At 71.6% G+C, this 25,386-nt stretch carries 17 protein-coding genes; 12 read left to right on the top strand and 5 right to left on the bottom strand.

The window, feature by feature from the left end; all coding sequences use genetic code 11:
- Nucleotides 1–16 precede the first annotated feature (16 nt).
- Nucleotides 17–553, top strand: a complete 537-nt coding sequence (locus G4D86_RS49955; protein WP_164002775.1) for a hypothetical protein — start codon at nt 17–19, stop codon at nt 551–553.
- A gap of 501 nt (nt 554–1,054) precedes the next feature.
- Here the strand turns inward: G4D86_RS49955 and G4D86_RS49950 are convergent.
- Nucleotides 1,055–4,618: an AAA family ATPase gene (locus G4D86_RS49950; RefSeq protein WP_240360934.1), complete on the bottom strand. Its 3,564-nt coding sequence runs from the start codon at nt 4,616–4,618 to the stop codon at nt 1,055–1,057.
- 204 nt (nt 4,619–4,822) lie between these two features.
- On the opposite strand from G4D86_RS49950, the gene G4D86_RS49945 reads away from it, so the two are divergent.
- The 8 genes from G4D86_RS49945 (at nt 4,823) to G4D86_RS49910 (ending at nt 14,561) form a co-directional block, all read left to right on the top strand.
- On the top strand, nt 4,823–5,614 hold the full coding sequence (locus tag G4D86_RS49945; protein WP_164002774.1) for an EcsC family protein: 792 nt from the start codon (nt 4,823–4,825) through the stop codon (nt 5,612–5,614).
- 118 nt (nt 5,615–5,732) lie between these two features.
- A complete protein-coding gene (locus tag G4D86_RS49940) occupies nt 5,733–7,775 on the top strand; it encodes a YgiQ family radical SAM protein (protein WP_164002773.1) in 2,043 nt (680 codons plus the stop codon).
- Between the two features lie 39 nt (nt 7,776–7,814).
- Nucleotides 7,815–8,519 (top strand): hypothetical protein, encoded by a 705-nt coding sequence (locus G4D86_RS49935; protein ID WP_164002772.1) that lies wholly within the window; start codon nt 7,815–7,817, stop codon nt 8,517–8,519.
- 33 nt (nt 8,520–8,552) lie between these two features.
- Nucleotides 8,553–9,173, top strand: coding sequence for a hypothetical protein (locus tag G4D86_RS49930; protein WP_164002771.1), 621 nt, complete (start codon nt 8,553–8,555; stop codon nt 9,171–9,173).
- 135 nt (nt 9,174–9,308) lie between these two features.
- Nucleotides 9,309–10,433 (top strand): DUF3142 domain-containing protein, encoded by a 1,125-nt coding sequence (locus tag G4D86_RS49925; protein WP_164002770.1) that lies wholly within the window; start codon nt 9,309–9,311, stop codon nt 10,431–10,433.
- Nucleotides 10,420–12,462 (top strand): hypothetical protein, encoded by a 2,043-nt coding sequence (locus G4D86_RS49920; RefSeq protein ID WP_164002769.1) that lies wholly within the window; start codon nt 10,420–10,422, stop codon nt 12,460–12,462. The genes G4D86_RS49925 and G4D86_RS49920 overlap by 14 nt, the downstream gene beginning before the upstream one ends.
- A 132-nt stretch (nt 12,463–12,594) precedes the next feature.
- Nucleotides 12,595–13,080 (top strand): hypothetical protein, encoded by a 486-nt coding sequence (locus G4D86_RS49915; RefSeq protein WP_164002768.1) that lies wholly within the window; start codon nt 12,595–12,597, stop codon nt 13,078–13,080.
- Nucleotides 13,081–13,397: 317 nt separating this feature from the next.
- Nucleotides 13,398–14,561 (top strand): ChaN family lipoprotein, encoded by a 1,164-nt coding sequence (locus tag G4D86_RS49910; protein WP_164002767.1) that lies wholly within the window; start codon nt 13,398–13,400, stop codon nt 14,559–14,561.
- Here the strand turns inward: G4D86_RS49910 and G4D86_RS49905 are convergent.
- A complete protein-coding gene (locus tag G4D86_RS49905; protein ID WP_164002766.1) occupies nt 14,446–15,777 on the bottom strand; it encodes a hypothetical protein in 1,332 nt (443 codons plus the stop codon). The genes G4D86_RS49910 and G4D86_RS49905 overlap by 116 nt on opposite strands.
- Nucleotides 15,778–15,818: 41 nt before the next feature.
- Complete coding sequence (locus G4D86_RS49900) at nt 15,819–16,736, bottom strand: RluA family pseudouridine synthase (RefSeq protein ID WP_164002789.1); 918 nt, start codon at nt 16,734–16,736, stop codon at nt 15,819–15,821.
- 215 nt (nt 16,737–16,951) lie between these two features.
- Here G4D86_RS49900 and G4D86_RS49895 point away from each other — a divergent pair, with 215 nt between their 5' ends.
- A complete protein-coding gene (locus G4D86_RS49895) occupies nt 16,952–18,196 on the top strand; it encodes an acyltransferase family protein (protein WP_164002765.1) in 1,245 nt (414 codons plus the stop codon).
- A 76-nt stretch (nt 18,197–18,272) separates the two neighbouring features.
- Here the strand turns inward: G4D86_RS49895 and G4D86_RS49890 are convergent, their stop codons facing one another.
- Nucleotides 18,273–20,735 carry an ABC transporter permease gene (locus G4D86_RS49890; RefSeq protein ID WP_164002764.1) on the bottom strand — a complete coding sequence of 821 codons (2,463 nt, stop codon included), beginning with the start codon at nt 20,733–20,735 and terminating at the stop codon, nt 18,273–18,275.
- A 36-nt stretch (nt 20,736–20,771) separates the two neighbouring features.
- Nucleotides 20,772–23,237 carry an ABC transporter permease gene (locus G4D86_RS49885; protein ID WP_164002763.1) on the bottom strand — a complete coding sequence of 822 codons (2,466 nt, stop codon included), beginning with the start codon at nt 23,235–23,237 and terminating at the stop codon, nt 20,772–20,774.
- 208 nt (nt 23,238–23,445) lie between these two features.
- Here G4D86_RS49885 and G4D86_RS49880 point away from each other — a divergent pair, with 208 nt between their 5' ends.
- Both G4D86_RS49880 and G4D86_RS49875 read left to right on the top strand, forming a co-directional pair.
- Complete coding sequence (locus G4D86_RS49880; RefSeq protein ID WP_164002762.1) at nt 23,446–24,252, top strand: phosphodiester glycosidase family protein; 807 nt, start codon at nt 23,446–23,448, stop codon at nt 24,250–24,252.
- Nucleotides 24,253–24,378: 126 nt separating this feature from the next.
- Nucleotides 24,379–25,338 carry an ARPP-1 family domain-containing protein gene (locus G4D86_RS49875; RefSeq protein ID WP_164002761.1) on the top strand — a complete coding sequence of 320 codons (960 nt, stop codon included), beginning with the start codon at nt 24,379–24,381 and terminating at the stop codon, nt 25,336–25,338.
- The last annotated feature ends 48 nt before the right edge of the window (nt 25,339–25,386 follow it).

The raw sequence follows: 25,386 nt of genomic DNA, 5'->3' as shown, positions 1-25,386 counted from the left end.
CCCGAGTCCCTACACCATGAAGAATCGCATTCTACTAGTACTGCCGTTGCTGCTGACGCTCGCGGCATGCCGACACATTCCTGCTCGCGCGCCTACCCAGGAGGAAATCCAGCGGGAAGCTCCCGCCGGGGGGCTCGTCCGGGTCACCTTCCGCGACGCGAAGCAGACCTATCGCTTCACCAGCTATCTGGTGGATGTGAGCCGCAACGAGATTGTCGACAAGGTCGACGGCTCGACGCGCGAAGAGTTGGAGGGACTGGGCTCCGCGTCCATGAAGAGCGCTTCGGCTGGCACGTCGCGCGTGCTGCTGTCGACCGTCGCTGTGAATACCGATTGCAAGGATCCGGATCCCAAAACGGGCTGCACCCCGAATCCGGGCGCGCGGAATGGCGACCCGGGTGACGACTCGGGTCCTGGCCCTGACCCCACGGGCCACGACCCGGATCGGATGGCGCTGCGACTGGCTGCACTGTCCTTCTGGTCCATCCTGCAGGTGGGGATTCCCGTCCCCCAGAAGCAGGTGACCATGCCGACGCCGACCCGCGGCCAGTAGGAAGTCGCTGAGTTCTGGCAGGGCGGTGGACCTCATGTCCCCGCCCTGCTGCTCCGCCTGCGGCTTACAAGCCCGGGCACTGCACCTCACAGGACATCCGTGAAAAGGAACGACCCGATGTTCGTTGCACACGCCTGGAGCGTGACGGCCTGCGCTCGTGTCGGCATGAGAGTTCTATTCAGCGTGGCCGCATCGATTGCAGTCGTTCTGGTGGGCGCGGTGGCCTGCGCGCCGGACGCGGAGTCCGACATCACCGTGAGTGTGTCGGGTGCCAGGGTTCCAGCCGACGGAGCGCGCCCCACGCCAGCCACCGGGCACTTCAGCCTGACAGAAGATGGCGGGACCTCCACGACTGAAGGGGCTGATGGGGGAACCGGAAGCGATCCAGGGGTGGGCAACGGAGACCCGCGTGGAGGCTCTGGCGGAGGCGGCGACCCTACGGGGTAGAACCCAACGCCTCGGGCGGTACGGATGGCGGCGCTGTCCTTCTAGTTCGCGCCCCTACCCCTTCGCGCCCTCACCACCGGGCGCGGAGGGAACGAGCCCAGCGAGCGTCGTCACGTAGTGCGCGGCCACGCGGAGGAAGCGCGCGCCGCGCACGCCCGTGAGGTACTGCCGCTTCATGGCGCGGGTGGAGCCCACGTAGAACATGGCGCGGCGGATGCGCTCGATTTCCCGAGGCGAGCGCTCCTTCGCCCCCGCCATCCAGTTCTCCATCGTGTCCAGCGCGTCCAGCCCCGCGAAGAAGACGATGGGGCACTCGTGCCCCTTGCACGAGAAGACGGTGGTGGCGCGCACGTGGTCCACACCGCTGACGCGGAAGTCCGTCACGTCCCTGCCGCCCTTGCCGCCGTACGCCTCCGCGGGCACCCCCGCGCGCTTGAGCGCCTCCGTGTACTGGGAGGGCATGACGGGCGCCACCACCAGGATGTCTCCCGGGTGCACGCCCTCCTCGCGGATGAGCCGTGCAATCTCCTTCGCCACCTGCCGCGCCTCGCTGGCGCCGGACGCGAAGCCGCGCACCGAGGGCAGCACGCCGCCGCGCTCGGTGGACTGGACGCGGAACAGTCCCTCCAGCGTCTCCTCCGGGAGCCAGAGGAGCCCCTCGCGCGCCAGCTCGCCCACCTTCATGTACTCGCGCATGCCCGGCTCGCCGGCCTGGTGCTGGCGCAGCGGGTCCAGCACCACGTTGAAGGCCACGTCGAGGATGTCGCGCGTGGCGCGGAACGTCTCCTTGAGCACGCGCGTGCGGCCACGGAAGGACAGCCCCTCCGGGAGCTGCTCCTTCAGCGCGTCGATGGGAATCTGCCCGTAGACGTTCTGCGAGTCGTCCATGAACAACTGGAAGCAGCGCACCTGTCGGCCGTCCGGCAGCGGGTACGGGCGCACGAGGCCGTAGAGCGTGGCCAGCGCCTTCGCGTCCATGTCCTGCGCCTCGTCCACGAAGACGGCGTCGAAGCTGCCGGGCTCCGGGCGGCGCAGCGCACCCACGTGCCGCACCGTCACCCGGCTGCGCAGCTCGCGCACCCGTTCCCGGCCCGCGCGCTGCAACAGCGCCTCCATGAGCAGCTTGTCCACCAGCGGCACCAGCGCCCGGTTGTAGAAGGAGACCAGCACCTGCGCCTCGTCGTGCTCCAGCAGGTAGCGCGCCACCCAGTGCGCCAGCACGTACGTCTTGCCGCTGCCCGCCACGCCGCGCACCAGGTGGTGCCCGTCGTCGAAGCGCCGCTCGAAGAGGGACACCTGCTCATGCGAGAAGAGCGGCCGGGCCGGGCGCGCACCCTCGATTTCACCGCCCAGGGTGGCCGGTGGAGCGGGCGCGGGCGGAGGAGGAGGCGGCGGCTTCTGCGGGAGCGGCAACGGCTCCAGGCGCAGGGGCTCGCTGGAGAGGACGCGCAGGCGCGGCAGCAGCGAGAGGAAGCGCTGCGGAATCGTGGCGGCCCGCGCCTCGTCGCGCGAGGCCAGCACCAGCAGGTAGTCCCGCGCGCGGCTGGCGGCCACGTTGAGCATGGGCACCAGCGTGTGCGGAGGAAACGGCCGGCCTCCCGCCACGGTGTCCACCAGCACCACGTCGTACTGGGTGCCCTGCTGACGATGGATGGTGGACGCGCTGAACACGTCCCCGCGCAGGCCGGCGGAGTTCCCCAGCCGGCGCAGCAGCGCAGCCTGGGCGCGGTACGGCGTGACACACAGCACGCTCAGGCCCGAGCGCACCGCCTCGCGCGCGAGGGACACGGCGAGGTTCGCCGACAGCTCACGCTGGTAGCCGGAGCCCGTCTCCCCTCGCCCGTGCGTCAGGCGGCGCGCATCGCGCGTGAGGCTGTCCAGCACCACCCAGCCGGCGCGCATGCTGGCGAAGGCGGCCACCGGAGCGGGCCGCTCCGCGCGGGCCTTGACGATGTCTCCGTCCTCCAGCGCGCCGCCGTAGCAGAAGTGGCTCACCACCCGGGCGATGTCGGGGTGCATGCGGTGCTGGGTGCGCAGCAGCAGCACGTCCGGCCGCGACGCGTCCTTCACCGCGTCCTCCAAATGCGACAGGCCGCTGGCGCGCAGCCACTTCTGCGTGTCCTTCCCGGCGCCCTCCGCCGCGCGGCTCACCGGGCCAATCTGCTTCGGGTCTCCGGCGAGCGTCACCCGCTCCGCCAGCGGCGCCATCAGCGCGGTGGCGGCCCGGGTCACCATGCCGGCCTCGTCCACCACCAGCCGCGAGAAGGTCTGCTTCCCCTCCAGCTCCGACACCAGCCGCAGGGCGCGGTGCACGGTGAGCACCATCAGCGGGCAGTCGCCCTTCTCCGCCTCCTTGAGCGTGGGGTCCTTCACCTTGCCGCGCAGGCCGCGCAGCTCCGCCTGGAGCTTCGCCAACTCATGCGCGGGGCCGCCCCGCACGCGCTGGAGCATCAACTCCCGCTCGCGCTCGTCGATGCTCGCGCGGAGCTTCCCGCCCTTCTGGCTGTCCTCGACGATGACGGTGGGCAGCTTCGCCAGCGCATCACCCGCACCGGTGCCGCCGCGGAAGATGCTGCGCAGGGGGCGCAGCGGAATCGGCTCGCGCTCCAGCAGCGCGCTGACGCGCATCACCAATTCGTCCGCGGCGCGGTTGGTGGGCGCCACCGCGAGGATGCGCTCGTTGGGGAAGGCGCGGAGGCTGCGGGCGATGAGGTCCGCGACAGCCGTCGTCTTGCCCGTGCCCGGCGGACCCCAGATGCAGCCCCAGGGCTGACTCCACAGCCGGTCCACCGGCAGGCGCTCCGCGTCCTTCGGCTGGAGCTGGGGCGGGGCCTCCTCACCGCTGGCGCGGCGCAGGGCCTGGGTGAGCGCGGGCTGCCGCTCCTCGTACGCCGAGGCGGCCTTGCACAGCGCCTCCGCGAAGTCATAGGGCCGGTAGCACCAGCGCTCCGCGGAGAGGGCGCGGCGGTCCACGTCGTCGCCGTGCTCGGGGGCGGCGAAGACGCGGCCCGACTCGAAGTCCAGGTGGACGACGTCGCCGCCGAAGACGCAGTCCTCGCCGTGGAAGCCGAGAACGGAGCCGCCCGACCAGTCCGGGTCCGCCGCCGGCCGGGGGATGAGCGACAGCACGCCGGGCGACTGGAGGCTCACCTCGCGCACGTCCTGCAGCCGCTGCGCGCGGTACTGGCTGCGCTCGGACATCAGCGCCTCGCGCAAATCTTCCGGAAGGTACGTGGGCGGCGTCCACGCCTCGCGGCGCTTCCCCGCCGACACCGCGGCCTGCATGGCCTCGCGCTCGGCCTTCGTCGCCTCCGCGGGCGCGGCGACGTCTACCGAGGGCACGCCATCCGGGTCCACCGTCGCCGGGGCCGCCGCGCCCCTTCGCAGCCGCGCGAGGACGAGCATCGGATTCGGCGAAACGGGTGCCGGAGGAATTTCGGACGGGGGCGACGGCACCTGCGCAGTCGCGCCCGCGAGCCGGTTGCGAGAAGCGCCACGGGAGTGCACGGCCCCGCCGTCCACGGGTGCATCGTCGTACTCGACGTGCAGCTCGCGGCTGGGGTCGCCCGTCGACGGCGCTTCGCGCTCCTCGGCGGCCTCGTGCATCCGGTGCGTCATCGGGAAGGCTTCGGACTCCCTCGGCCCTTCGCCGGGCACAGGGGGCGCGAAGGTAGGGGAGGCATGGATCCACGTCAATGCGTCCGCCCCCGGGCACACTCCGTGCACACGGCGCGTGACTTGACAGCCGAGACGGGCGTCCGCCAGCGTCGTGTGAGAGCCCGGGTGTGCAGCCCGGACCACCAGGCACCCAGGGGGACTCCCATGAAGGAAGCCGAGGACCAGGAGCAGGGACGCAAGCTCCTCACGGCCGTCGAGCGCATTCTCGCGGACACCGACAGCCTCATCGCGCTGTCGAAGCAGCAGCAGGAGAAGGCGCGACTGAAGGGCCTGCCCGACGAGGACGCCACGCGCGACGCCGCGGCGCTCGAGGTGGTTCGGCACTTCTCCAACCGCTCCGCCATCTCCGGCGGACTGGCCGCCCTCCCCGGCATCGTGCCGGGCGCCGGCACGCTGGTGGCCGCGCTGGGCGGGACGCTCGCGGACATGTGCTTCATGCTCAAGTTCGAGGTGGAGATGGCCCTCGTGCTCAGCCACCTCTACGGCTACGACATCACCCACGAGCACGAGCGGCAGCTCGCGTTCCTCCTCGCCTCGGTGAGCACCTACGACGCGAAGCGGGAGCGGGACCGCAGCACGGTGGCCGACCTCGCTGAGACGCAGGGCATCGCCTTCTGGAAGTACGCGCCGCGCGAGGCCTCCAAGATGCTCGTGGGCGTGATGACGAAGATTGCGCTCCTGTCCGTGTCCAAGGGCCTGCTGCGCGCGCTGCCGCTGGTGGGCATCGCCGTGGGCTCGTCCATGAACAAGGTGCTCACCAACCGCGTGGGGGAGCGCTGCATGGGCGAGCTGAAGAAGCGCCGCGAGCTGGCCCCGCCCCGGAGCGCGAAGCCCCCCAAGGCAGCCAAGACCGCCAAGGCCGCGGCGAAGGCCCCCAAGGCCGCCAAGGCCAAGACCCCGGCGAAGCCCCGGGCGCGGAAGTCCGGCGCGGCCTGATCGGCTGCCCTGCGGAGGGGCATGGCGTCCGCTGCCGTGCACACCCACATACACGCCGGGTTTGCTTCCGCGGCCCGGGAGTGTTTAGGGGGGAGCCACTCGCAGCCGATTGACCGCCATGCCCCCTCCGACTCGCTACGCCCACCCCTTCCTGCCCATCACCCGAGCCGACATGCAGGCCCGGGGCTGGGAGCAGTGCGACATCATCATCGTCACGGGTGACGCGTACGTGGACCACCCGGCCTTCGGGCCGGTGCTCATCGCCCGCTTCCTCGAAGGGCGAGGCTTCAAGGTGGGGCTCATCCCCCAGCCGGACTGGCACTCGGCCGAGCCCTTCAAGGCCCTGGGCCCGCCGCGCCTCTTCTTCGGGGTGGCCGCCGGCAACCTGGACTCGATGCTCAACCGGCTGACGGCCCAGAAGAAGAACCGCTCCGAGGACCAGTACAGCCCCGGCGGCCGCACCAACTGCCGGCCGGACCGCGCCACCATCGTCTACGCGCAGCGCTGCCGCGAGGCGTACCCCGAGGTGCCCATCGTCCTGGGCGGCATCGAAGCCAGCCTCCGCCGCATCGCCCACTACGACTACTGGAGCGACAAGGTGCGCCGCTCCATCCTGTTCGACTCCAAGGCGGACCTGCTCGTCTTCGGCATGGGCGAGCGCCCCATCATGGAGGTGGCGGACCGGATGCGCCGCGGCGAGCGCATCCAGGACATCCGCGACGTGCGCGGCACCGCGTACACCATCAGCGACGAGGAGATGCGCGCCCACGAGGCGGACCCGGCGAAGCGCGCCGCGGACCGCAAGACGGTGGTGCTGCCTCCCTACGAGACGGTCATCGCGGACAAGCAGGCCTTCGCGGTGATGAGCCGCGACTTCCAGATGGAGACCAACCCGGGCAACGCGCGCCCGCTCGCGCAGCGCCACGGCAACCGCGCCATCTACATGAACCCGCCCGCGCTCCCGCTGGAGGACGGCGTGGGAGAGGCCGGCGTCGAGGGGCGCTCGGTGGCGATGGACGAGCTGTATGACTTGCCCTTCAACCGCGTCCCGCACCCCCTCTACAAGGACGAGGGCATCCCCGCGTACGAGACGGTGAAGCACTCCATCGTGCTGATGCGCGGGTGCTTCGGAGGCTGCACCTTCTGCTCGATTACGGAGCACGAGGGCCGCGTCATCCAGAGCCGCTCCGCGGAGAGCGTGCTGCGCGAGGTCCGCGCGCTGCGGCGCATGGGCGACTTCCGCGGGACGATTACGGACCTCGGTGGCCCCACGGCCAACATGTACAAGCTCAAGTGCAAGAGCGAGGACATCGAGAAGAAGTGCCGCAAGCTGTCCTGCGTCCACCCGGGCGTCTGCGAAAACCTCCAGACGGACCACGGGCCGCTCATCAGCCTGATGCAGGACGTGCGCAAGGAGGACGGCGTCAAGCACGTCTTCATCGCCAGCGGCGTGCGGTACGACCTGGCGGAGCGCTCGCCGGAGTACGTGAAGGAGCTGGCCGCGCACCACGTGGGCGGGCAGCTGTCAGTCGCACCCGAGCACGTGTCCAAGCGCGTGCTGGAGAAGATGAAGAAGCCGGGCATCGAGAGCTTCGAGCGCTTCCAGAACATGTTCGCCTGCGCGAGCGAGGAGGCCGGCAAGGAGCAGTACGACATCCCCTACTTCATCAGCGGCCACCCGGGCTCCACGCTGGAGGACATGGTGGAGCTGGCGCTGTGGCTGAAGAAGAACGGGAAGCGGCCCCGCCAGGTGCAGGACTTCATCCCCACGCCCATGGCCATGGCCACCGCCATGTACTACTCGGGCATGGACCCGCTGAAGATGGAGCCCGTGTACACGGCCCAGGGCCTGCGCGAGAAGAAGCTGCAGAAGGCGCTGCTGCTCTACTGGAACCCGGAGCAGTGGCCGCTGGCGCGCGAGGCGCTGAAGCAGGCCGGCCGCGACGACCTCATCGGCCGGGGCCCGCAGGCGCTGGTCCCGCCGGAGACGCCCGCCGAGGCCGCCCGCCGCCAGCGCGCCGAGCAACGGGACGACGAGGACGGCCCGCGTGAGCCGAGGGCTCCAGCGCCCCGGCAGCACTCGGGCCCCCGTCCTGGAGGCAGCGGCCCGGGACGCCCCGGTGCGCGCCGACCCGGGGGCCCGGGCCCTGGTACCCGCTGACGCAAGTGGCATGCTCGCCGCCCTCTCTGAGGAGGGCGAATGCGTCACGCGAGCAGGGTGTGGGTCCTGGGTTGTGTGCTGGGGTTGATGAGCGGGTGCGCCGCGCTGTCGAACCTCGCGGCGTCGAAGCAAGCCGAGGCACCGAAGCCCACCTGTCCGGACAGCATTCCCGATGAGCTGAACCTGGAGCTGGGCTTCCGGCCGGAGCTGGCTTCCCGGAGCTGGGTGCCCGCGCTCACCTTCGAACACCTGGGCTTCCATCCAGGTGACGCGGTGAAGCCCGCCTTCCAGCAGGAACTGTCGCTCGCGACGGGGCCGGTGCAGGTCTTCGGGCTGATGGAGCACAGCACCAAGGGCCCGGAGGGAGGCGGCTCGCTGGTGGTGGCGCGCCCACACGCGGGAGGCTTCTGCGTGGTGAACACCTGGTCCACCTGGCAGTCATCGCCGGTGGGCCTGTCGCTCGCCAATACGTGGACGTCCCAGGATGGGAAGCTGGCCATCCTCCTGGTGCGGATGGAGATGACGGCGACGCCCGACGGACCGCAGACGCGGTGGGTGACACTGGGTACCGATGGCAATCGCATGTGGATTGCATTGGGCAGCCCCCCGGAGCACCAGCTCATCGTCCCCTCGGTGACACTCTTCCCGAAGGGGAAGGACCTGTACCTCGACATCCAGCAGCGCCGCGTCACCCGGCTCCCCCTCGGGAAGGACGGGCGCTTCGTCATTCCGCCCAATCAGTGAATAAATTCGCGTCCATTTCGTCGGGGGCTCACCATGCTCTCCCTCCTCGCGATGTTGTGGTTGGCCTCCACACCCGTGGAAACTCCCCAGGCGTCCCCTCCCCGCACGCCACCGCCCGAGTGCGTGTCGTCCCAGGGAAGGACGGTGTGCGGGTACCAGTGCAAGACCAGCACCTCGGGCACGGCCTGTGCCCGGACGGCCTATGGGGTGTGCCAGGTCTTGGCCGGCCGGGTGCACTGCTGGGACCCGCCGCGCGTCGTCATCCACCATCCGCCGGACTCGGGCGCGAAGCCCGAGTGCAAGGAGAGCCGGGGCCAGGTGGCGTGTGGCTACAACTGTCGGCTCTTCCAGGGCGAGGTGGCCTGCAACAGCACGCCCTATGGCGTGTGCGCCACGCACTTCGCGCGGCTCGTCTGCTGGGACCCGCCGGAGAGCGTCATCCACCAGTATGGCGCCGACACCGCCCGGCCCCGCTGCCTCAATGCCTCCGAGACGGTGAGCTGCGGCTATGACTGCAAGGCCACGCGCACGGAGGTGAGGTGCGCCAGCACGCCGGACGGCGTGTGCCGCATCGATGACAACGACGTCTTCACCTGCTTCGACCCAGCGCCGCTGCTGCACTGCGACCACAGCGCGGCGCCGCCCCCGAACTGAACGCCCCGCCGTCGCCGGAGCGGCCGGCCAGGCAGCGCCATGACGGAACAGAAGTCATCGGGGTGTGGCACCATGGCACCGCACCTCCCGCTCCCGTGACGCGCTCTCCGCGCCACGGTGGGCGGCCTTCTGGCCATGACCTCTCGCGAGCATTTCCGGCGGCACCACTCCCAGGCCTGGGCCTGTGTGCTGCTGCTCGCGCTCGGCCTCGCCTGCTCGCGAGGGGCTCCGGCCCCCCTCACCCATGAAGCCTACGTGTGGCAGCGGGACTGGAGCCCGGAGCTGAGCGATGCCCTCACCCGGGTGCCCGCGGAGTTCGGAGCCCTGCGCATCCTCGCACGTGAGCGCTCCGGCCCCAGGCGCACCCCGGTGGACGTGGCGGTGGACGTGGACGCACTGGTCCGCTCCGGACGTGAGGTGGTGGCGGTGCTGCGGGTGGACGGCACGGCGCCGCTCGACGGCATCTCCCTCGAAGAGGTCGCCGCGCACGCCCGCGCCTGGAAGGCCCGGGGCGTCCGCGTCCGTGGCATCGAGGTGGACCACGACTGCGCCACCTCCGCGCTGGCCGGCTACACAGACTGGCTGGAGCGTGAGCGGGCGCTCGTGCCGGACTTGAAGCTCTCCATCACCGCCCTGCCCACCTGGGCCGCGTCGCCGGACGTGGAGCGGCTGGCCTCCATCCCCGACGACGTCGTCCTCCAGGTCCACGCGGTGCGCGCGCCCACGCTCTTCACAACCGAGGAAGCCCTGGGCTTCGTCGAGTCCTGGTCCAAGGCCACGGGCCGCGCCTTCCGCGTCGCCCTGCCCACCTACCGCGTGAGGCTGCGGGACGGGACGCGCCTGTCCGCGGAGCCCCGCGACGTCTCGCGCTTCGTGGCCCTCTTGCGCGAGCGCCCCGTGCGCGGCGTGACGGGCGTCATCTGGTTCCGGCTCGGCCACCGGGGAGACCCGGATGCGTGGAGCCGCTCCACGCTGGAGGCCGTGGTGCGCGGCGAGCCGCTGACTCCAAGCCTCACGCCCCGGCTGGTGGACGCCGGCGGCGGGACGCGGGACATCGTCATCGAGAACACCGGCCGCGTGGACGCGGATGCGCCCATGCGCCTCACCCTTTCTGGAAACCTGGAGGTCCTGGACGGCGTGGGCGGCTACGCCCCGCACGGGACTTCCCTCGTGGCGCGCACGCCTCCCCGCCTGCGCGCCGGAGAGCGCCGTGTCGTCGGCTTCGTGCGGGGAACCGAGGTGTCTCTTGTCGTGCCGTAGCCTCTTCGCGTCCCTCGTCGTCCTGATGCTGCTCGCGCCCCTGCGGGAGGCACGCGCATGCGGCCCCGACTTCCCGCCCGAGCTGCTGAGCGACAGGGCCGGCACCCTCGCGCAGCTGCCGGAAGGCGCCTTCTCGCTCGAAGCCGCGCGGCTGCTGCCGAAGCCCGTGGACACGTTCCAGGTGGTGGAAGTCGTGGAGGACGCCGACGAGCAGGGCGACCCCAAGGGCGCGCGCGAGGGCGGCGGGGCCCGGGAGACGGCGCTGTACGCCGAGGGCGCGAAGGCCTTCCACGCCGGGGACTCCATGGCTGCACGCGCCCGCTTCCTGGATGTGCTCGCACTGCCCGCGGAGGAGCGCCGCCACTTCTCCACCTTCGCCGCGTTCATGCTGGCGCGCACGGCGGGCGCGGGCCTGGAGCACGAGGCGCGGCCCCGCTTCGCGGAGGTGCGCGAGCTGGCCCGCCAGGGCTTCGACGACCCACTGGGGCTGGCGGTGGCGAGCCTGGGTGAAGAGGCGCGCCTGCTGCTCCAGCAGGGAGATGACGCGGGCGCCATCCGGCTCTATGCGGAGCAGGCGGCACACGGCAGCTCCAGCGGAAACACGTCCCTGCTCCTGGTAGCGCGGGCGCTCCGGAGGGACGACGCCCGGTTGCGCGAGGCCCTGAAGGACCCGCTGGCCTGGCGGCTGATGGCGACCTACGTCTGGACGCGCGGGCGGGAGTGGGCGTGGTACGAGGAGGAAGGCCAGGGCCAGATGCGACACGTGCTGGAGTCGCTCGCGGCCGTGCCCGGGCCCGAAGGCGCGGACCGGCTCGCGGCGGCGGCGTGGAGCATGGGCCGCTTCGACCTGGCCGAGCGCTTCGCCGGGCAGGAGGCCACCCCGCTCTCCGCCTGGGTGAAGGCGAAGCTCGCGCTGCGCCGGGGAGACCGGACGGCGGCGGAGCAGTACCTCGCGCAGGCCGTGGAGGGACTCCCTGAAGCAGAGGACTGGGTCGGTGAGTCACAGCTCGGCACCCTGCGTCCCCACATGCGCGCGGAAGGCGAGCGCGCTCTGCTCGCGCTGACGCGCGGCGACTTCTCGCAGTCCGCGGAGCGGTTGGTGGCGAGCTGCTCCTGGCCGGACCTCGCCTACGTGGCCGAGCGCGTGCTCACGGTGGAGGAGCTCCAGCGGTTCGTCGCCTCCTTCCCCGAGGAGCGGTGCGTGCCCGAGCTGGCCCTGGCCTGGGACGACGATGCCAACGAAGGAACGAACACCCTGAAGGGACGCCTGCGGCTGCTGCTCGGCCGGCGGCTCCTGCGCTCCGGCGCGGGCGCGAAGGCGCTGGAGTACTTCCAGGGCACACGGTTCGAGCTGCCCGCGCGGCAGTACGTGGAGGCCCGCGAGCGCGCGGAGTCGACGAGCGACGCGGTGGACCGGGCCCGGGCGCTCTACGACGCCGCGCGGCTCGCGCGCACGGCGGGCATGGAGGTGCTGGGCACCGAGGCCGCGCCGGACTGGGCCCAGGTGGACGGCTTCTATGACCTGGACAGCTTCCTCGGCTCCAACGAGCTGCCACCCGCGAAGGAGGAAGCGCGGAAGAAGATGGCGGAGCTGCCCCTCGTCACGGAGGCCGAGCAGCAGCGGCTGAAGGCCCATGCGCCTCCGCACGCGGTGCGCTTCCACTACCGCTCCACGGCGGCAGACCTCGCCGAGCAGGCCGCGGAGCTGCTGCCCAAGCGCAGCCAGGCCTACGCGGTGCTGCTCTGCCGTGCGGCGCGCTACACCGCGAGCACCGAGCCGGAGCGGGTCCAGCGCCTGTGGCGCACCTATGTGAAGAACGGCGCCAACCTCAAGGACGGGGAATGGATGTCCTTCGGCCAGGAGTGCCCGGAGCCGGACTTCGAGCGGGCGCGAGCGCAGCAGCCGAAGCTGTCCTTCAACTGGAAGGGGCTGCGCCGCCGCACGCTCGCGGCCCTGGGCGGCGGCGTGCTGGTCCCGGTGGCGCTGGGGGCCGCGCTCCTGCGGCGCCGCAAGCGCAAACCGGCCTGAGCCGCGCCCCTCCGGGAGGCGCCGGCAAGCCGTCGGTCGGGGGGCGACACAGCCCCACCTTTCGTCCACATGAACGCTCGGCTAGGGTGCGCCGCCTTTCCGTTTCGCAACACTCTCAGGAGCTTGAAGACGATGCCGAGGACTTCCCAGGAGCAGACCCAGGAGCGCCACGCCTACCTGCTCGAACTCTTCCGCCAGCAGCCGGACATCAGCACCAAGGAGGCGCTGGAGTCCTTCAAGTCGAAGTTCGGTGCGGCCATCAACCTGAAGACCTTCAACCAGCTTCGCGAGCAGGCCGAGGAGGAGGTCGAGTCCGCCGCGCCCGCGCCGGCCGCCGAGGAGCCGGAGAGCGCGCCGGAGGCCGGCGCTGACGAGGACCCCGCGTCCCGGCTCAAGGCCGCCGCCACCCCGGAGGCGCTCAACGGCGCGGCCGGCGCCCCGGCGAAGAAGCCGAAGGCGAAGGGCACCGGCTCGAAGCACATCTTCGTGGACGCGCCCAAGGAGCACCTCACCTTCCTGGAGAGCATCGTGCAGCAGCTCCAGGAGGCCGGTGCCGCCAACGTGCGCATCGACCACTCCACGGACCGCTGGACGGTGCTGGTGGTGGACGCGAAGTAGCCCGCACGCACCGAAGGGCCCGCGCGCGCCGCTGAGAAGGCGGGAGGCGCACGGGCCCTTCAGTGCTTCCGGCCCCACGTCGCGCGGTGGGGCCGGGGTTTCACGCCGTCAGCGCTGGAGCGACCACGAGCGGTTGAGGGATGACCCTCCACCCGCGAGGGGAGCGCTTCCTAACCTGCGGCCGTAGCCCTCACCACCCTTCGGTTCGCAGCGCGGCCCGAGGACACCCGGCTCGGCCCCCAGGCGTCGCGGGGAGACCACTCCTTCTCAAAAGAGTTGGCACGCGGCGGCGACGCTGTGGCGGAGTGGAGGGCGTGATGCGTACGTACCTCGCCGCCTCCGTACTGCTCCTCTTCGCTGGCTGTGCCCACTCCGGGGCCACGCGCCCTGATGATTCAGGGGAGACAGCGTCTGCGTCGGCAGCTCCCGTTCACCAGAAGCACAGGAGCGCCCGGCCTCCAGATGCGCAGTCCGGCGACGCGGCGTTGCCCGGCGGTGGGTCCTCGCCGCTGTACCGCGACCACCCGCTCGCCGGGCGCATCTGGGACGTGAAGGGCAACCGCTTCGTGGACGAGGCGGAATTGCTACGCGCCCTCGGAAGCGCGCGCTTCGTCGTGCTGGGCGAGCGGCATGACCAGCCGGACCACCACCGACTCCAGGCGAAGCTGGTGCGGGCCATGGCGAGCAGCGGACGAAAGCCGGCACTGGCCTTCGAGATGCTGGACGTGGAGCAGCAGCCCGCCGTGGATGCGTCGCTCGCCCGCGCACCGGAGGACGTGGATGCGCTGGCGCTCGCGGTGGACTGGGCCCACAGCGGCTGGCCGGACTGGACGCTCTACCGTCCGGTGTTCGCCGCCGGCTTGGAAACGGGGCTGCCGGTGGTGGCCGCCAACCTCCCACGTACGCAGGTGCGGGACATCGTGAAGCGAGGACCGGAGGCCCTGCCGGCGGCGCTGCGCTCACGGCTGGGACTGGATACGCCGCTGCCCGAGGACGTCGCGAGGAACATGCGCGAGGAACAGGACCAGGCGCACTGCGGACAGCTTCCCGCGGAGATGCTCGGACCCATGGTGCAGGCACAGCGCGCCCGGGACGCGCACCTCGCGGACAGGCTGCTGTCGGCGGACACCGGCGACGGAGGCATCCTCATCACCGGCAACGGGCACGCGCGGACGGACCGGGGCGTGCCCGCGCATCTGGCACGCCGTGCACCCGGGAAGAAGGTCGTGTCCGTGGGGCTGCTGGAGGTCTCTCCCGAGGCTCCCGAGCCGAAGGACTCCGCGGCCTCGTTCTCCGCGAGCGCCCTGCCCTTCGACTACGTGTGGTTCACCCCGGCGACGCCACAGGAAGACCCGTGCGCCGCGCTCATTCATGGGAGTCGCCCGCGCCAGGAAAGCGTCCCCATGCGCGCAGCAAGCGCTCCACGGAGGCCTGCTGGGACCGGTCCACGGAGACCACCAGCGAGCGCCCGTCACGGGTGATGTGGAGCTTGTCCCATTCCCACTTCACATCCCGGGGAGACGCCTCCGTTGCTGGCCAGTGCACCCCGCCCAGGGCATCCACGAGGCGTGCCACGCGGGCGTCGAACTCCGCCTCCGGCAGCGCTCGCAGATGCTCCATCACCTGGCTCAGCGTCACGGGCAGGTCCACGCGCTGCCCCGAGAAGGACTGGAGCGCCGCGGCACCGCTGCTACCAGGGATGAAGGAAATCCCCTCCGGGCGCAGGATGACCTGGCCGCTCTCCCCCGAGCTGCCCGTGCCTTGCAGAGTCCCCTGAAGAATGAGGGGCGGCCCCGGGCTCGCGGCCCGTGTGGCCCCGGGCAGCGGAAGCTGGCGGTGCAGTTCGAGGAGCACCGCCAGCTGGGTCGCATTCCTCAGGTCCTGCATATGGACCCGGACCTCCCCGTCCACGCGGACGCTGTCCGTAGCCAGCTCCAGGTGGACGCCTCCCGGGGGAATGCTGCTCAGGGGCACTGACTCAGCCGCGCCGAGCACGGGCTTCCACACCAGCCGCTCACGCGTCAGCCAGAAGCGTCCGAGCCTCGACAGGGAGCGGAGCACTCCCCAGAGCATCGGGAGGAACACGAAGGCCGCAATCCCCAGCAACGCCCATTCCCCAATCACGCGCCCGAGCGGAAACATCAAAATGAGATACAGGAGGTAGCCTAGGAGGAAGAGGACGAACGGCCACTGCCGCGAGTCCCGGGAGAAGGCCCGCCCGTTCTGCCAGCCCTTGAGGACGACCACCTCACCGGGCGCCAGGGTGCGCGACACCTTCCGCCGCGCCAGGGCGTGCAGGCGCGCGAGGCCGACCTCCAGGGAGGGTGCCTCGGGCACGGGCGCGAGGGCCGTCAGTCGCTGCCGCACCAGGGCTTCGAGCCGGGTCCTGCACGCCTCCAGTTCGCGGAGGGTCCTCCGCACCGGCGTGTCCTCCGGCCAGTCTTCCGCCCGCGCGCGCCGCTTCACGCGCTCCAGCGCCTCGGCCACCACCGGCTCGTGCTTGCGCCACTCGGGCACCAGCTCCGGGCTCGCGCGCAGGCGGCGCATCCACCAGCGGCTGCTCAGTACCGCCTCCAGCGCGGCATGGCGCGCATGGGCGACGTCGAGCACCTCCGCCCCACCCTCCAGGCGGCGGCGGATGTCCTCGGGCGAGTGCTCTTCCCGTGCGTCGATGCGGGTCCGGCTGCGCTCGGTCATTGCGTGAAGAGCACTCTAAGGGTGGCGCGGGCGCGGGAAAATCACCCGCGCAGCACCGTCAGCGCCCGCTCGAAGTCCTCGGGCAGCGGAGCCTCCACGCGCACCATCCGTCCCGAGGCGGGGCTCGGTATCTCCAGACGAAACGCATGCAGCGCCTGCCGGCCCAGGGCCATTGCGGCCGGATGGGTGCGCGCCTCCTCGGTGCCGTAGAGCGAGTCCCCGAGCACGGGGAAGCCTGCCTCCGAGAGCTGCACGCGAATCTGGTGCGTGCGGCCGGTGTCCAGGTCCACCTCCAGCAGCGCGGCGCCGGGGAAACTCTCCCGCACCTCGAACGAGAGCGCGGCACGGCGCGCGGACGGCACGCGGGTGGTGAAGCGGCGCGGGTCCTTCGGGTCCCTCGAGTACGGCCCCTCCAGACGGCCCTGCTCGGGCGGACGTCCCAGGACGAGCGTCCAGTAGCGCTTGTCCACCTGCTTCTCCTGGAACGCTCGCAGCATCGCCGCGGCGGCATCGTCCGTGCGCGCGAAGGCCAGACACCCGCTCGTCTCACGGTCCAACCGGTGCACCACGCCGGGCTGCGCCAGTCCCTCCACGTCGAACGGAGGCCGCTGCGCGGCGAGCAGGCCCACCACCGAGGCCGCGCGCCCCTCCGGCTCCACGACGAGCCCGGGCGGCTTGTTCACGATGACGAGGGCCGCGTCGTCATGGAGCACCGGCAGCAACGGACCCTCGGCGGAGACAGCGGGCGCGGCCCGGGGCTCGGGCCGCTCGATTTCGATTTCCTCTCCGCCCCACAGCTTGCGCGTGGGCTGGCACTTCTTGCCCCGGATGCGCACCGCCCCCGAGTCGATGAGCGCGCGGGCCCGCTCCGGTGTGAAGCCCGGCACGTGCTTCGAGAGGAAGCGGTCGAGCCGCTCACCCGCGGCCTCCCGGGGAACCTGGACCTTCTGCTGCGCCATGCCCCACCCGTCCCCCAACGCGGGCGGCGAGTCAACGTCCACGAGCCGTGAATCTCGTCAGCACCCCGGCGGCGGTCGCAATTCCTTTCAAGGTCCTGCTTGTGTTTGAAGCGCTCGGTGCCGGGCAGCACCGCGGCTCGTCATGGGCAGCGCCACCGCGCCAACACGCCGGCCCTCTTTGGCACGGCCCGAGGCCGCGAGTACCATCCCAGGCGATGACCCGCCCTGCCCTCCCCGCCGTCGCCGCTCCATCCACCTCGCGAGCCACGCTCGCATATGAGCTGGAACACGAGCCCGTCCTCGACGGCGTCCGCGGCATCGCCTGCTTGATGGTGATGGGGGTGCACCTCAGTGCGCTCGGTGCGAAGCAGATGCCCGGTGTACTGCCAAACGGCTTCATCGGCGTGGACGTCTTCTTCGTCCTGAGTGGGTTCCTCATCACCTCGCTGCTGCTCCAGGAGTGGTCGCGCACCGAGACCATCTCCTTCAGGCGGTTCTACCTGCGGCGCGCGCTGCGGCTCCTGCCGGCGCTGTACTTCTTCGTCGCCATCCTCTGCATCCTGGGAGCGGTGCTCGGCTGGAATACGATGTTCGGTCGGAAGCCCTGGCTCGCGATCGGGTCCACGCTGTTCTACTTCTCGAACTGGATTTACGACCTCGGCGGGCTCTCGATTACGTGGTCCCTCAGTGTCGAGGAGCAGTTCTACCTCCTCTGGCCTCCCACCCTCTTCCTGCTGCTGCGACGGGGCGTCCGGCTTCCGGTCATCATCGGGGGCCTCGTGCTGGTCGTCGCGCTCGTCGGCGGTTGGAGGCTCACACTGTGGAGCTCGCAAGTCGCCAGCGACGGTGTGATGGCCGCCTTCATTCGGACCTACCAGCGCACGGACACGCGTCTCGACGCGCCGCTCATCGGCTGCATCGCCGCGCTGTGGGCCGCGTGGCGGGGGCTGCCGAAGCGGTCGGCCGCGTGGCACGGGGTGGCCCTCGCCTCGGTGGTGCTGATTGCCGTGGCCTGCGGCGGGGAGGACATCCGCCTGACCCTCAGGCGCCCGGTGCCGGACCTCCGGCTCGACGTGCTCTTCCGCGGCGGCTTCACGGTGGTGGCCCTCGCCGCGGCGTGCCTGATTCTCTACATGCTGTCGAACGCTCGGGGGCTCGCGAGCCGCATCGTGAGCGTCGCGCCGCTCGCCTGGGTGGGCAGGCGCTCGTACAGCCTCTACCTCTGGCACAGCTTCGCGTTCTACACACCGGCGACGCTCCTCGGGAAGGCCGCGGACACCGCCACGGCGTCCTGGTCCGGATGGCTGCTGCTGAGCGCCGCCAAGCTCTGCCTGGCCGTCGCGTTCTCGTCACTCTCGTACTACGCCGTCGAGCGGCCCTTCCTGCGGATGAAGAGCCGGCTCGGGAAGAACGCGACAGAGGCAGCGAAGCCGCCGGACGCCCTGGCGAAGGCGGCGTGACGGCACGCGGGCGCGCCTTCCGCGGCGCCCGCCCCACGCGGAACCACGCCCCTCCGCGAAGTCCACCGTCTGAAGGCTACTCGCTCTTCAGCGCCACCAGTGGGTCCACCCGCGTGGCCCGTCGCGCGGGCAGCCAGGTGGCCACCAGCGTCACGCCCAGCACCAGCAATGCCAGACTGCCGAAGGTGAGCGGGTCCGTGGTGCTCACCTCATGGAGCATGCTCGCCAGGACACGGGTGGCCGCCCACGCCGCCAGCAACCCCAGTCCCACGCCCAGCACGGCCAGCCGCATGCCTCGGCCCAGCACCAGCCGCAGCACGTCCTCGGGCCGGGCCCCCAGCGCCATGCGGATGCCAATCTCCTGCGTCCGCTGCCGCGCCATGTACGCAATCACCCCGTAGAGCCCCACGCCCGCCAGCAGCAACGCCAGCGCCGCGAAGACGCCCACCAGCGCGGAGAGGAAGCGCTGGCGCGCCGTGGCGGACGCCACCACCGCCTCCAGCGTGCGGACCTGCGACACCGGCAGGTCCGCATCCAGCGCCGCCACCGCCGAGCGCACCGCGGCGGCCAGCGCCAGGGGCTCGCCCTCGGTGCGCGCCACGAACTGCATGGAGGGGAAGGTGCTCTGCATGATGGGCACGTAGAGCTCCGCGCGCGGGTCCGCCGTCGGTCCGCCGTGCCGCACGTCGTCCACCACGCCCACGACGGTGCGCCACCCGTCCTCCGGCGAGCCGATGCGCACGCGCTGGCCCAGCGGATCCGCGCCCGGCCAGAACTTCCGGACCGCCGCCGCATTGACCAGCACCACCGGCCCCGTGTCCGCCGTGTCCGTGGAGGCGAAGTCCCGGCCCTGTCGCAGCGGAATCCCCAGCGTGCGGAAGTAGCCGGGCGTCACCATCTGCAACCCCAGCGTCCGCTGCGGGCCGGGCTCGGCGGGAGGCCGTCCCTCGATGAACAGCGCCAGGGAGATGTCGTTCCCGTCGAACGGGAGCGTCACCACCGCGGCGGCGCTCTTCACCCCGGGCAGCGCCTCCACCCGCGCCACGACGTCCTGGAAGAAGGCCGCCTGCCGCCGCTCGTCGGGGTAGTCCCCGGGCGGCAGCGACAGGCTCCAGGTGAGCGCGTGGTCCGTCTGGAAGCCCGGCTCCACCGCCTGCAGGCGCCACAGGCTGCGCAGCAGCAGCCCCGCGCCGATGAGCAGCACCACCGCCAGCGCCACCTCGCCCACCACCAGCGCCCCGCGCGAGCGTCCTCCGACGGGCGAGGCCTGTCCCCCCGCGCCCTTGAGCGTGGTGTGCAGGTCCGGCGCGGAGGACTGGATTGCCGGCACCAGGCCGAACAGCACGCCCGTGAGCACCGACATGAAGAGCGTGAAGGCGAGCACGCGCCCATCCAGCCCCACCTCGGTGGTGCGCGGCAGCTCCCCGGTGCTCATGCCCAGCAGCACGTCGACGCCCCACACCGCGCCCAGCAGCCCGACGGCCCCGGCCGCGAGCGCCAGCAGCAGGCTCTCCAGCAGCAACTGCCGCACCACCCGTCCGCGGCTCGCCCCCAGCGCCACGCGGACGGCCAGCTCCCGCCGCCGCGCCGTGGCCCGCACGAGGAACAGGTTGGCGACGTTGGCGCACGCAATCGCCAGCACCAGCCCCACCGCGCCCAGCAACACCCAGAGGACGTGCCGCACGTTGCCCACGAGCTGCTCACGCAGCGCCACCACCTGGACGCCCGCCTTCGCATTCGTGTCCGGGAACTCGCGGGCCCGCCGCTCGGCCACGAGGCCCAGCGCGCGAGAGGCCGCCTCCAGCGCCACGCCCTGCTTCAGCCGCCCCACCACGCGCAGGTAGTGGAGGTTGCGCTCCTGGGAGAAGTCCTGCTCCACGTCCGGCCCGAACAGCGGCACGTCGTGCTTCACCGCCGGCACCCACAGCTCCGCCCGGTCCTGGGTGAGCGCCTGCACCGGGGTGATGGACGGCCACGTGAAGCGCGCGGGCATCACCCCGATGACCTGGTAGCCCCTGTCGTTCAGCCGCACCGTCCGGCCGATGACGCCCGCGTCCGCGCCGAAGCGGCGCTGCCACAGCTCATGGCTGAGCACCACCACCTGCCACGGGGACTGGCCCGCCGGGTCCGAGCGGAACGTCGTGCCGAGCGCCGCCTCCACGCCCAGCACGTCGAAGAAGTTGGTGGAGACGCTGGCACCGCGCAGCCGCTCCGGAGTCCCCTCCCCGGCCAGGTTGAAGGGCACCGCGGCCACGGCGGCGAGCGCCTCGAAGGCGTCCCGGCTCCCCTCGCGCCACGCGAGGAAGTCCGGAGCCGACACCGGCTCGCGCGAGTCCGCCTCGCGCTGCACCCACAGGAGGGCGAGCCGCTCCGGCTCGGCGAACGGGAGGGGCGCCAGCAGCACCGCGTTGATGACACTGAAGATGGCGGTGTTGGCGGCGATGCCCAGCGCGAGCGTGAGCACCGCGACCACGGTGAAGCCGGGGTGCTTCCACAACATCCGCAGGGTCTGCCGCAGCTCCTGAACCAGTGCCGTCATCGAATCCCCCCCGGGACTGCGAGAAAGTCTCGTGCCTCACTCACTCCGCATGGCCACCAGCGGGTCCACCCGCGTGGCCCGCCGCGCTGGCAGCCACGTGGCCACCAGCGTCACCGCCATCACCACCAGCGCCAGTCCGCCGAAGGTGAGCGGGTCCGTGGCGCTCACGCCGTAGAGCTGGCTCGCCATGCCCCGCGTGGCCGCCCACGCCCCCACCAGTCCCAGCCCCACGCCCGCCAGCGCCAGCCGCATGCCGCTGCCCACCACCAGCCGCAGCACATCCACGGGCCGCGCGCCCAGCGCCATGCGGATGCCAATCTCGTGCGTCCGCTGCCGGGCCATGTACGCGATGACGCCGGACAGGCCCACGCCCGCCAGCAGCAGCGCCAGCGCGGCGAACAGCGCCACCAGCGTGGAGAGGAAGCGCGGGCGCGCCATCGCCGAGGCAATGACCTCCTCCATCGTCCGCACCTGGGAGATGGCCAGGTTCGAGTCCAGCGCGGACACGGCCTCGCGCACCCCGGCCACCAGCCGCGCCGGGTCTCCCTCCGTGCGGGCGGCGAACTGGATGAAGTGGAACGTGTCCTGGAGCGCCGCGACGTAGACCTCCGGCCGCGGCTCCTTGATGGCGCCGGCCTGCCGCACGTCACCCACCACGCCGACGACGGTGCGCCACGGGGCATCCGAATCGGAGCCCAGGCGGATGCGCTGTCCCAGCGGTTCCTGTCCCGGCCAGTACTGACGCGCGGTGGACTCGTTGACCAGGACCACCTGCTGCGTGTCCGCGCGGTCCGAGGACGCGACGTCGCGCCCGCGCTTCAGCGGAATGCCCAGTGTGCGGAAGTAGCCGGGCGTGACGACCTGGAAGCCCACGGAGCGCTCGTCGCCGGCCGCGGGGCGTGGCTGTCCTTCGATGTCCATGACCCGCCAGATGTTGTCGCCGCCGAAGGGCAGGTCCGACACCGCGCCCACGCTCTTCACGCCGGGCAGCGCTTCCACCCGCTCCTGGAGCCGTTGGAAGAGGGCCGCCTGCCGGGCGTCGTCCGGGTACTCCGCGGCGGGCAGCGACACGCGCCACGTGAGCACTCCATCGGCGCGGAAGCCCAGCTCCACCGCCTGCATGCTCCAGAGGCTGCGCAAGAGCAGCCCGGCGCTGATGAGCAGCACCACCGCCAGCGCCACCTCGCCCACCACCAGCGCGCCGCGCGAGCGCTGGCCCGCGCCGGAGAAGCGTCCCCCTCCGCCCTGCCGGAGCACGCCATTGAGGTCCGGCCTCGAGGCCTGCAGCGCCGGGACGAGCCCGAACAGCACACCCGTGGCCAGCGACGTCAGCAGCGTGAAGGCGAGCACCCGCCCATCCAGCCCCACGGCGCCGAGCCGGGGCAGCTCCGGAGGCACGAGCGCGAGCAGCGCGTCCATTCCCCACAGCGCCAGCAGCAACCCGAGCGCCCCCGCGGCCAGCGCCAGCAGCACGCTCTCCGTGAGGAGCTGCCGCACCAGCTGGCTCCGGCGCGCCCCCAACGCCAGGCGCACCGTCAGCTCCTGCCGCCGCGCGGAGGCCCGCGCGAGGAAGAGGTTGGCGACGTTGGCGCACGCAATCACCAGCACCAGCCCCACCGCCGCCAGCAGCACCCACAACGCCGAGCGCACGTTGCCGACGAGCTGCTCCCGCAGGGACACCAGGCCAATGCCCGACCTCGCGTTCGACTCCGGGTACTCCCGGGCGAGCCGCTCGGCGATGGTGTCCAGCTCCCGCGACGCGCCCTCCAGCGTGACACCGGGCTTCAGCCGCCCCACCACCCGCAGGTAGTTGCCGTCGCGCCATGCGCTCGTGTCCTGCGTGGTGTCCGTCCCCAGCTGGGGGATGTCCCGGTGGACCGCGGGCACGAAAAGCTGCGGAGCGTCGGCGGCGGAGACGTGCGTGGGGACGATGGTCGGCCACTCGAAGTGCTCCGGCATGACGCCCACGACTTCGTAGCTCATGTCGTTGAGGCGCAGCATGCGGCCAAGGACATTCGGGTCTCCGCCGAAGCGGCGCTTCCACAAGCCGTGGCCGAGCACCACCGTATTCGGCGCCCCCGCGCCTTCCGCGGACGCGAGGAAGGTCGTCCCGAGCGCCGCCGGGGTGCCGAGCACCTGGAAGAAGTTGGCGGACACGCTGGCGCCCCGGATGACCTCGGGCGTGCCGTCACCCGCGAGGTTGAAGGGGACGTGGGAGAAGGCGGCCAGCCCGTCGAAGGATTCGGTCTGCGCGCGCCAGTCGAGGAAGTTCGCGGGCGACACCGTCTGCCGGTCCAGGTTCGGGCTCTTCCCCCACACCATCACCAGCCGGTCCGGCGCCGCGTAGGGCAGCGGCGAGAAGAGCACCGCGTCCGCGACGCTGAAGATGGCGGTGTTGGCGGCGATGCCCAGCGCGAGCGTGAACAGCGCCACGGCGGTGAAGCCGGGATGCTTGGCGAGCATCCGCGCCGCGTGACGAAGTTCCTGGATGAAATCCTGCATTCACGCTCCGGGGGGGGTGGGGGCGGCCTCCTGAATAGCAATGACCGAGCCACCGCCGTCCAGTGTGCCAACCCCTCGGGAACAGACGGAAGCGCCCGGGCGCCGTGTTCACCCCTGGGAAGCCGCTTCCCATTCCCGGACACGCAGGGCTCGCGCCTTGCAATCCGGCCGGGGCAGTCCCCTCTCCGACTGGATTCCAATGCCCGCCATGAGCCGTCTCACCGTCCTGCTCGTCTGCCTGTCCCTGCCCGCCCTCGCCGCCCCGTGGGAGACGCTCGCACCCGGGCTGGAGCTGGCGGAATTCGACGCACATCTCAAGTCGTCGGTGGGCGACTCACGCGTCACCGTGGTGCGGGTGGACGTGGCGCGTCGGCCGGTGCGGCTCCTGAGCGCCTCGCTGGAGGGCCACGCGCCGGAGCCGACGGCGGAACAGTGGGCGGCCCTGCACGGCCTCATCGCCGTCACCAACGCGGGCATGTTCCACCCGGGCGGCCGTCCCGTGGGGCAGGCGCGCACGGAGGGACGCGAGCTCAACCCCACCCGCCGCAAGGACTACCGCACCTTCCTGGTGCTGCATCCCCGGGAGAAGGGCCTGCCGCCGGTGCAACTCCTCGACGCGGCCTGTGACGACGTGGAGTCCCTGCTGCCGCGCTACGGCACGGTGCTCCAGTCCCTGCGCATGGTGGACTGCAAGGGGCGCAACACATGGCAGTCCCAGCCGCGCGAGTGGAGCACCGCCGCGCTCGGCATCGACGGGCAGGGACGGCTGCTGATGTTTCACGCGCGCTCGCCCTACCGCACGCATGACTTCATCGAGGTCCTCCGGCGGCTGCCCCTGGGCCTGAAGCGGTTGATGTACCTGGAGGGTGGGCCGGAGGCGTCGCTCCACGTCGCCGCGCCGGCGCGCACCGTGCGCCGGGTGGGCAGCTACGAGACGGGCTTCAACGAGAACGACGACAACACGCGCTACTGGGCACTGCCCAACGTGCTCGGCGTGGAAGCGCCCCGGCCCTGAGGCCCGTGTCACACGGCTTTGCACTTCGTAACGCCGTGTGACGTTCTACCTGGAACCTCTCGGGGGGAAGGGCCCTGGCACGCGGGCTTGCAATGAGACGCCGCATACACAGGAGGCGTCCCACCCATGAAGCTCCGCATGCCCGTCGTCTCGGCCCTCGTGGCCCTGCTCACCGCACCGCTGGCCCTGGCACAGGAGAAGTCCCCGTCCCCGGCCCCGGACCTGGAGCTGGGTGACTACGAGGCCGGCCAGCCCGTGCTCGCCTACAACCTGGCGGTGGTGCCGCTGCACACGCGCAAGGGCCCGCCGTATGACGACTACACGGTGCTGGAGGAAGCCCAGGCCGCGAAGAAGGTCTCCATCCGCGAGCTGGACAGCGACGGCAGCGTTGGGGCGCTGCGGGTGCACAACCGGGACGAGCGGCCGCTGTACCTCGTGGGCGGGGAGCTGCTGCTGGGTGGCAAGCAGGACCGCATGGTGGGCAGTGACGTGGTGCTGGACACGGGCGAGCGCCAGCGCGTGCCGGTGTTCTGCGTGGAGCAGGGACGCTGGGAGGGGCAGAGCCTGGCCTTCCAGCCGGGGCTCGCGGTGGCGCACCCGGACCTGCGGCGCGCGGCCCTGTTCTCCGAGCAGGGCGCCGTCTGGGGCGAGGTGGCGCGCAAGTCCCAGGTGTCGGGTGTCTCCAGCCCGACGGGCACGTACCGGCGCGTGTTCCAGGACGCGGCGCTGCGCCAGCGCATCGGCCGGTACCTGGACGAAATCCAGGCGAAGCTGCCGCGTGACGAGCGGCTGGCGGGGCTGGCGGTGGCCATCAACGGAGACCTGGAGGTGGTGGACGTCTTCGACAGCCCGAAGCTGTACGCGAAGCTGGAGCGCAAGCTGCTGGCGTCCTACGTGCTCGCCGCGCTGGAGAAGCAGCCGGGCCGCGCGGGCGACGAGGAGCAGGGTCGCGTCAAGGCGCGGGAGCTGAAGAAGGAGCACATCGAGCAGTTCGTGGGCGGCACCACCAAGGACGGAGGGGAGAAGAAGATGTTCCGCTCCAAGGGCAAGGCCGTGCACGGCACCTTCTTCGGGAAGAAGAAATAGCAGGCGCCACCGCAAGCGAAGCGGTGCTCCCGGGGATGATAGAACCGC

The organism is Pyxidicoccus caerfyrddinensis, assembly GCF_010894405.1.
In the GTDB taxonomy this organism is placed as follows: domain Bacteria; phylum Myxococcota; class Myxococcia; order Myxococcales; family Myxococcaceae; genus Myxococcus; species Myxococcus caerfyrddinensis.
The sequence above is the reverse complement of the archived record's forward strand: the minus strand, read 5'-3'. Positions and strand labels throughout refer to the sequence as shown.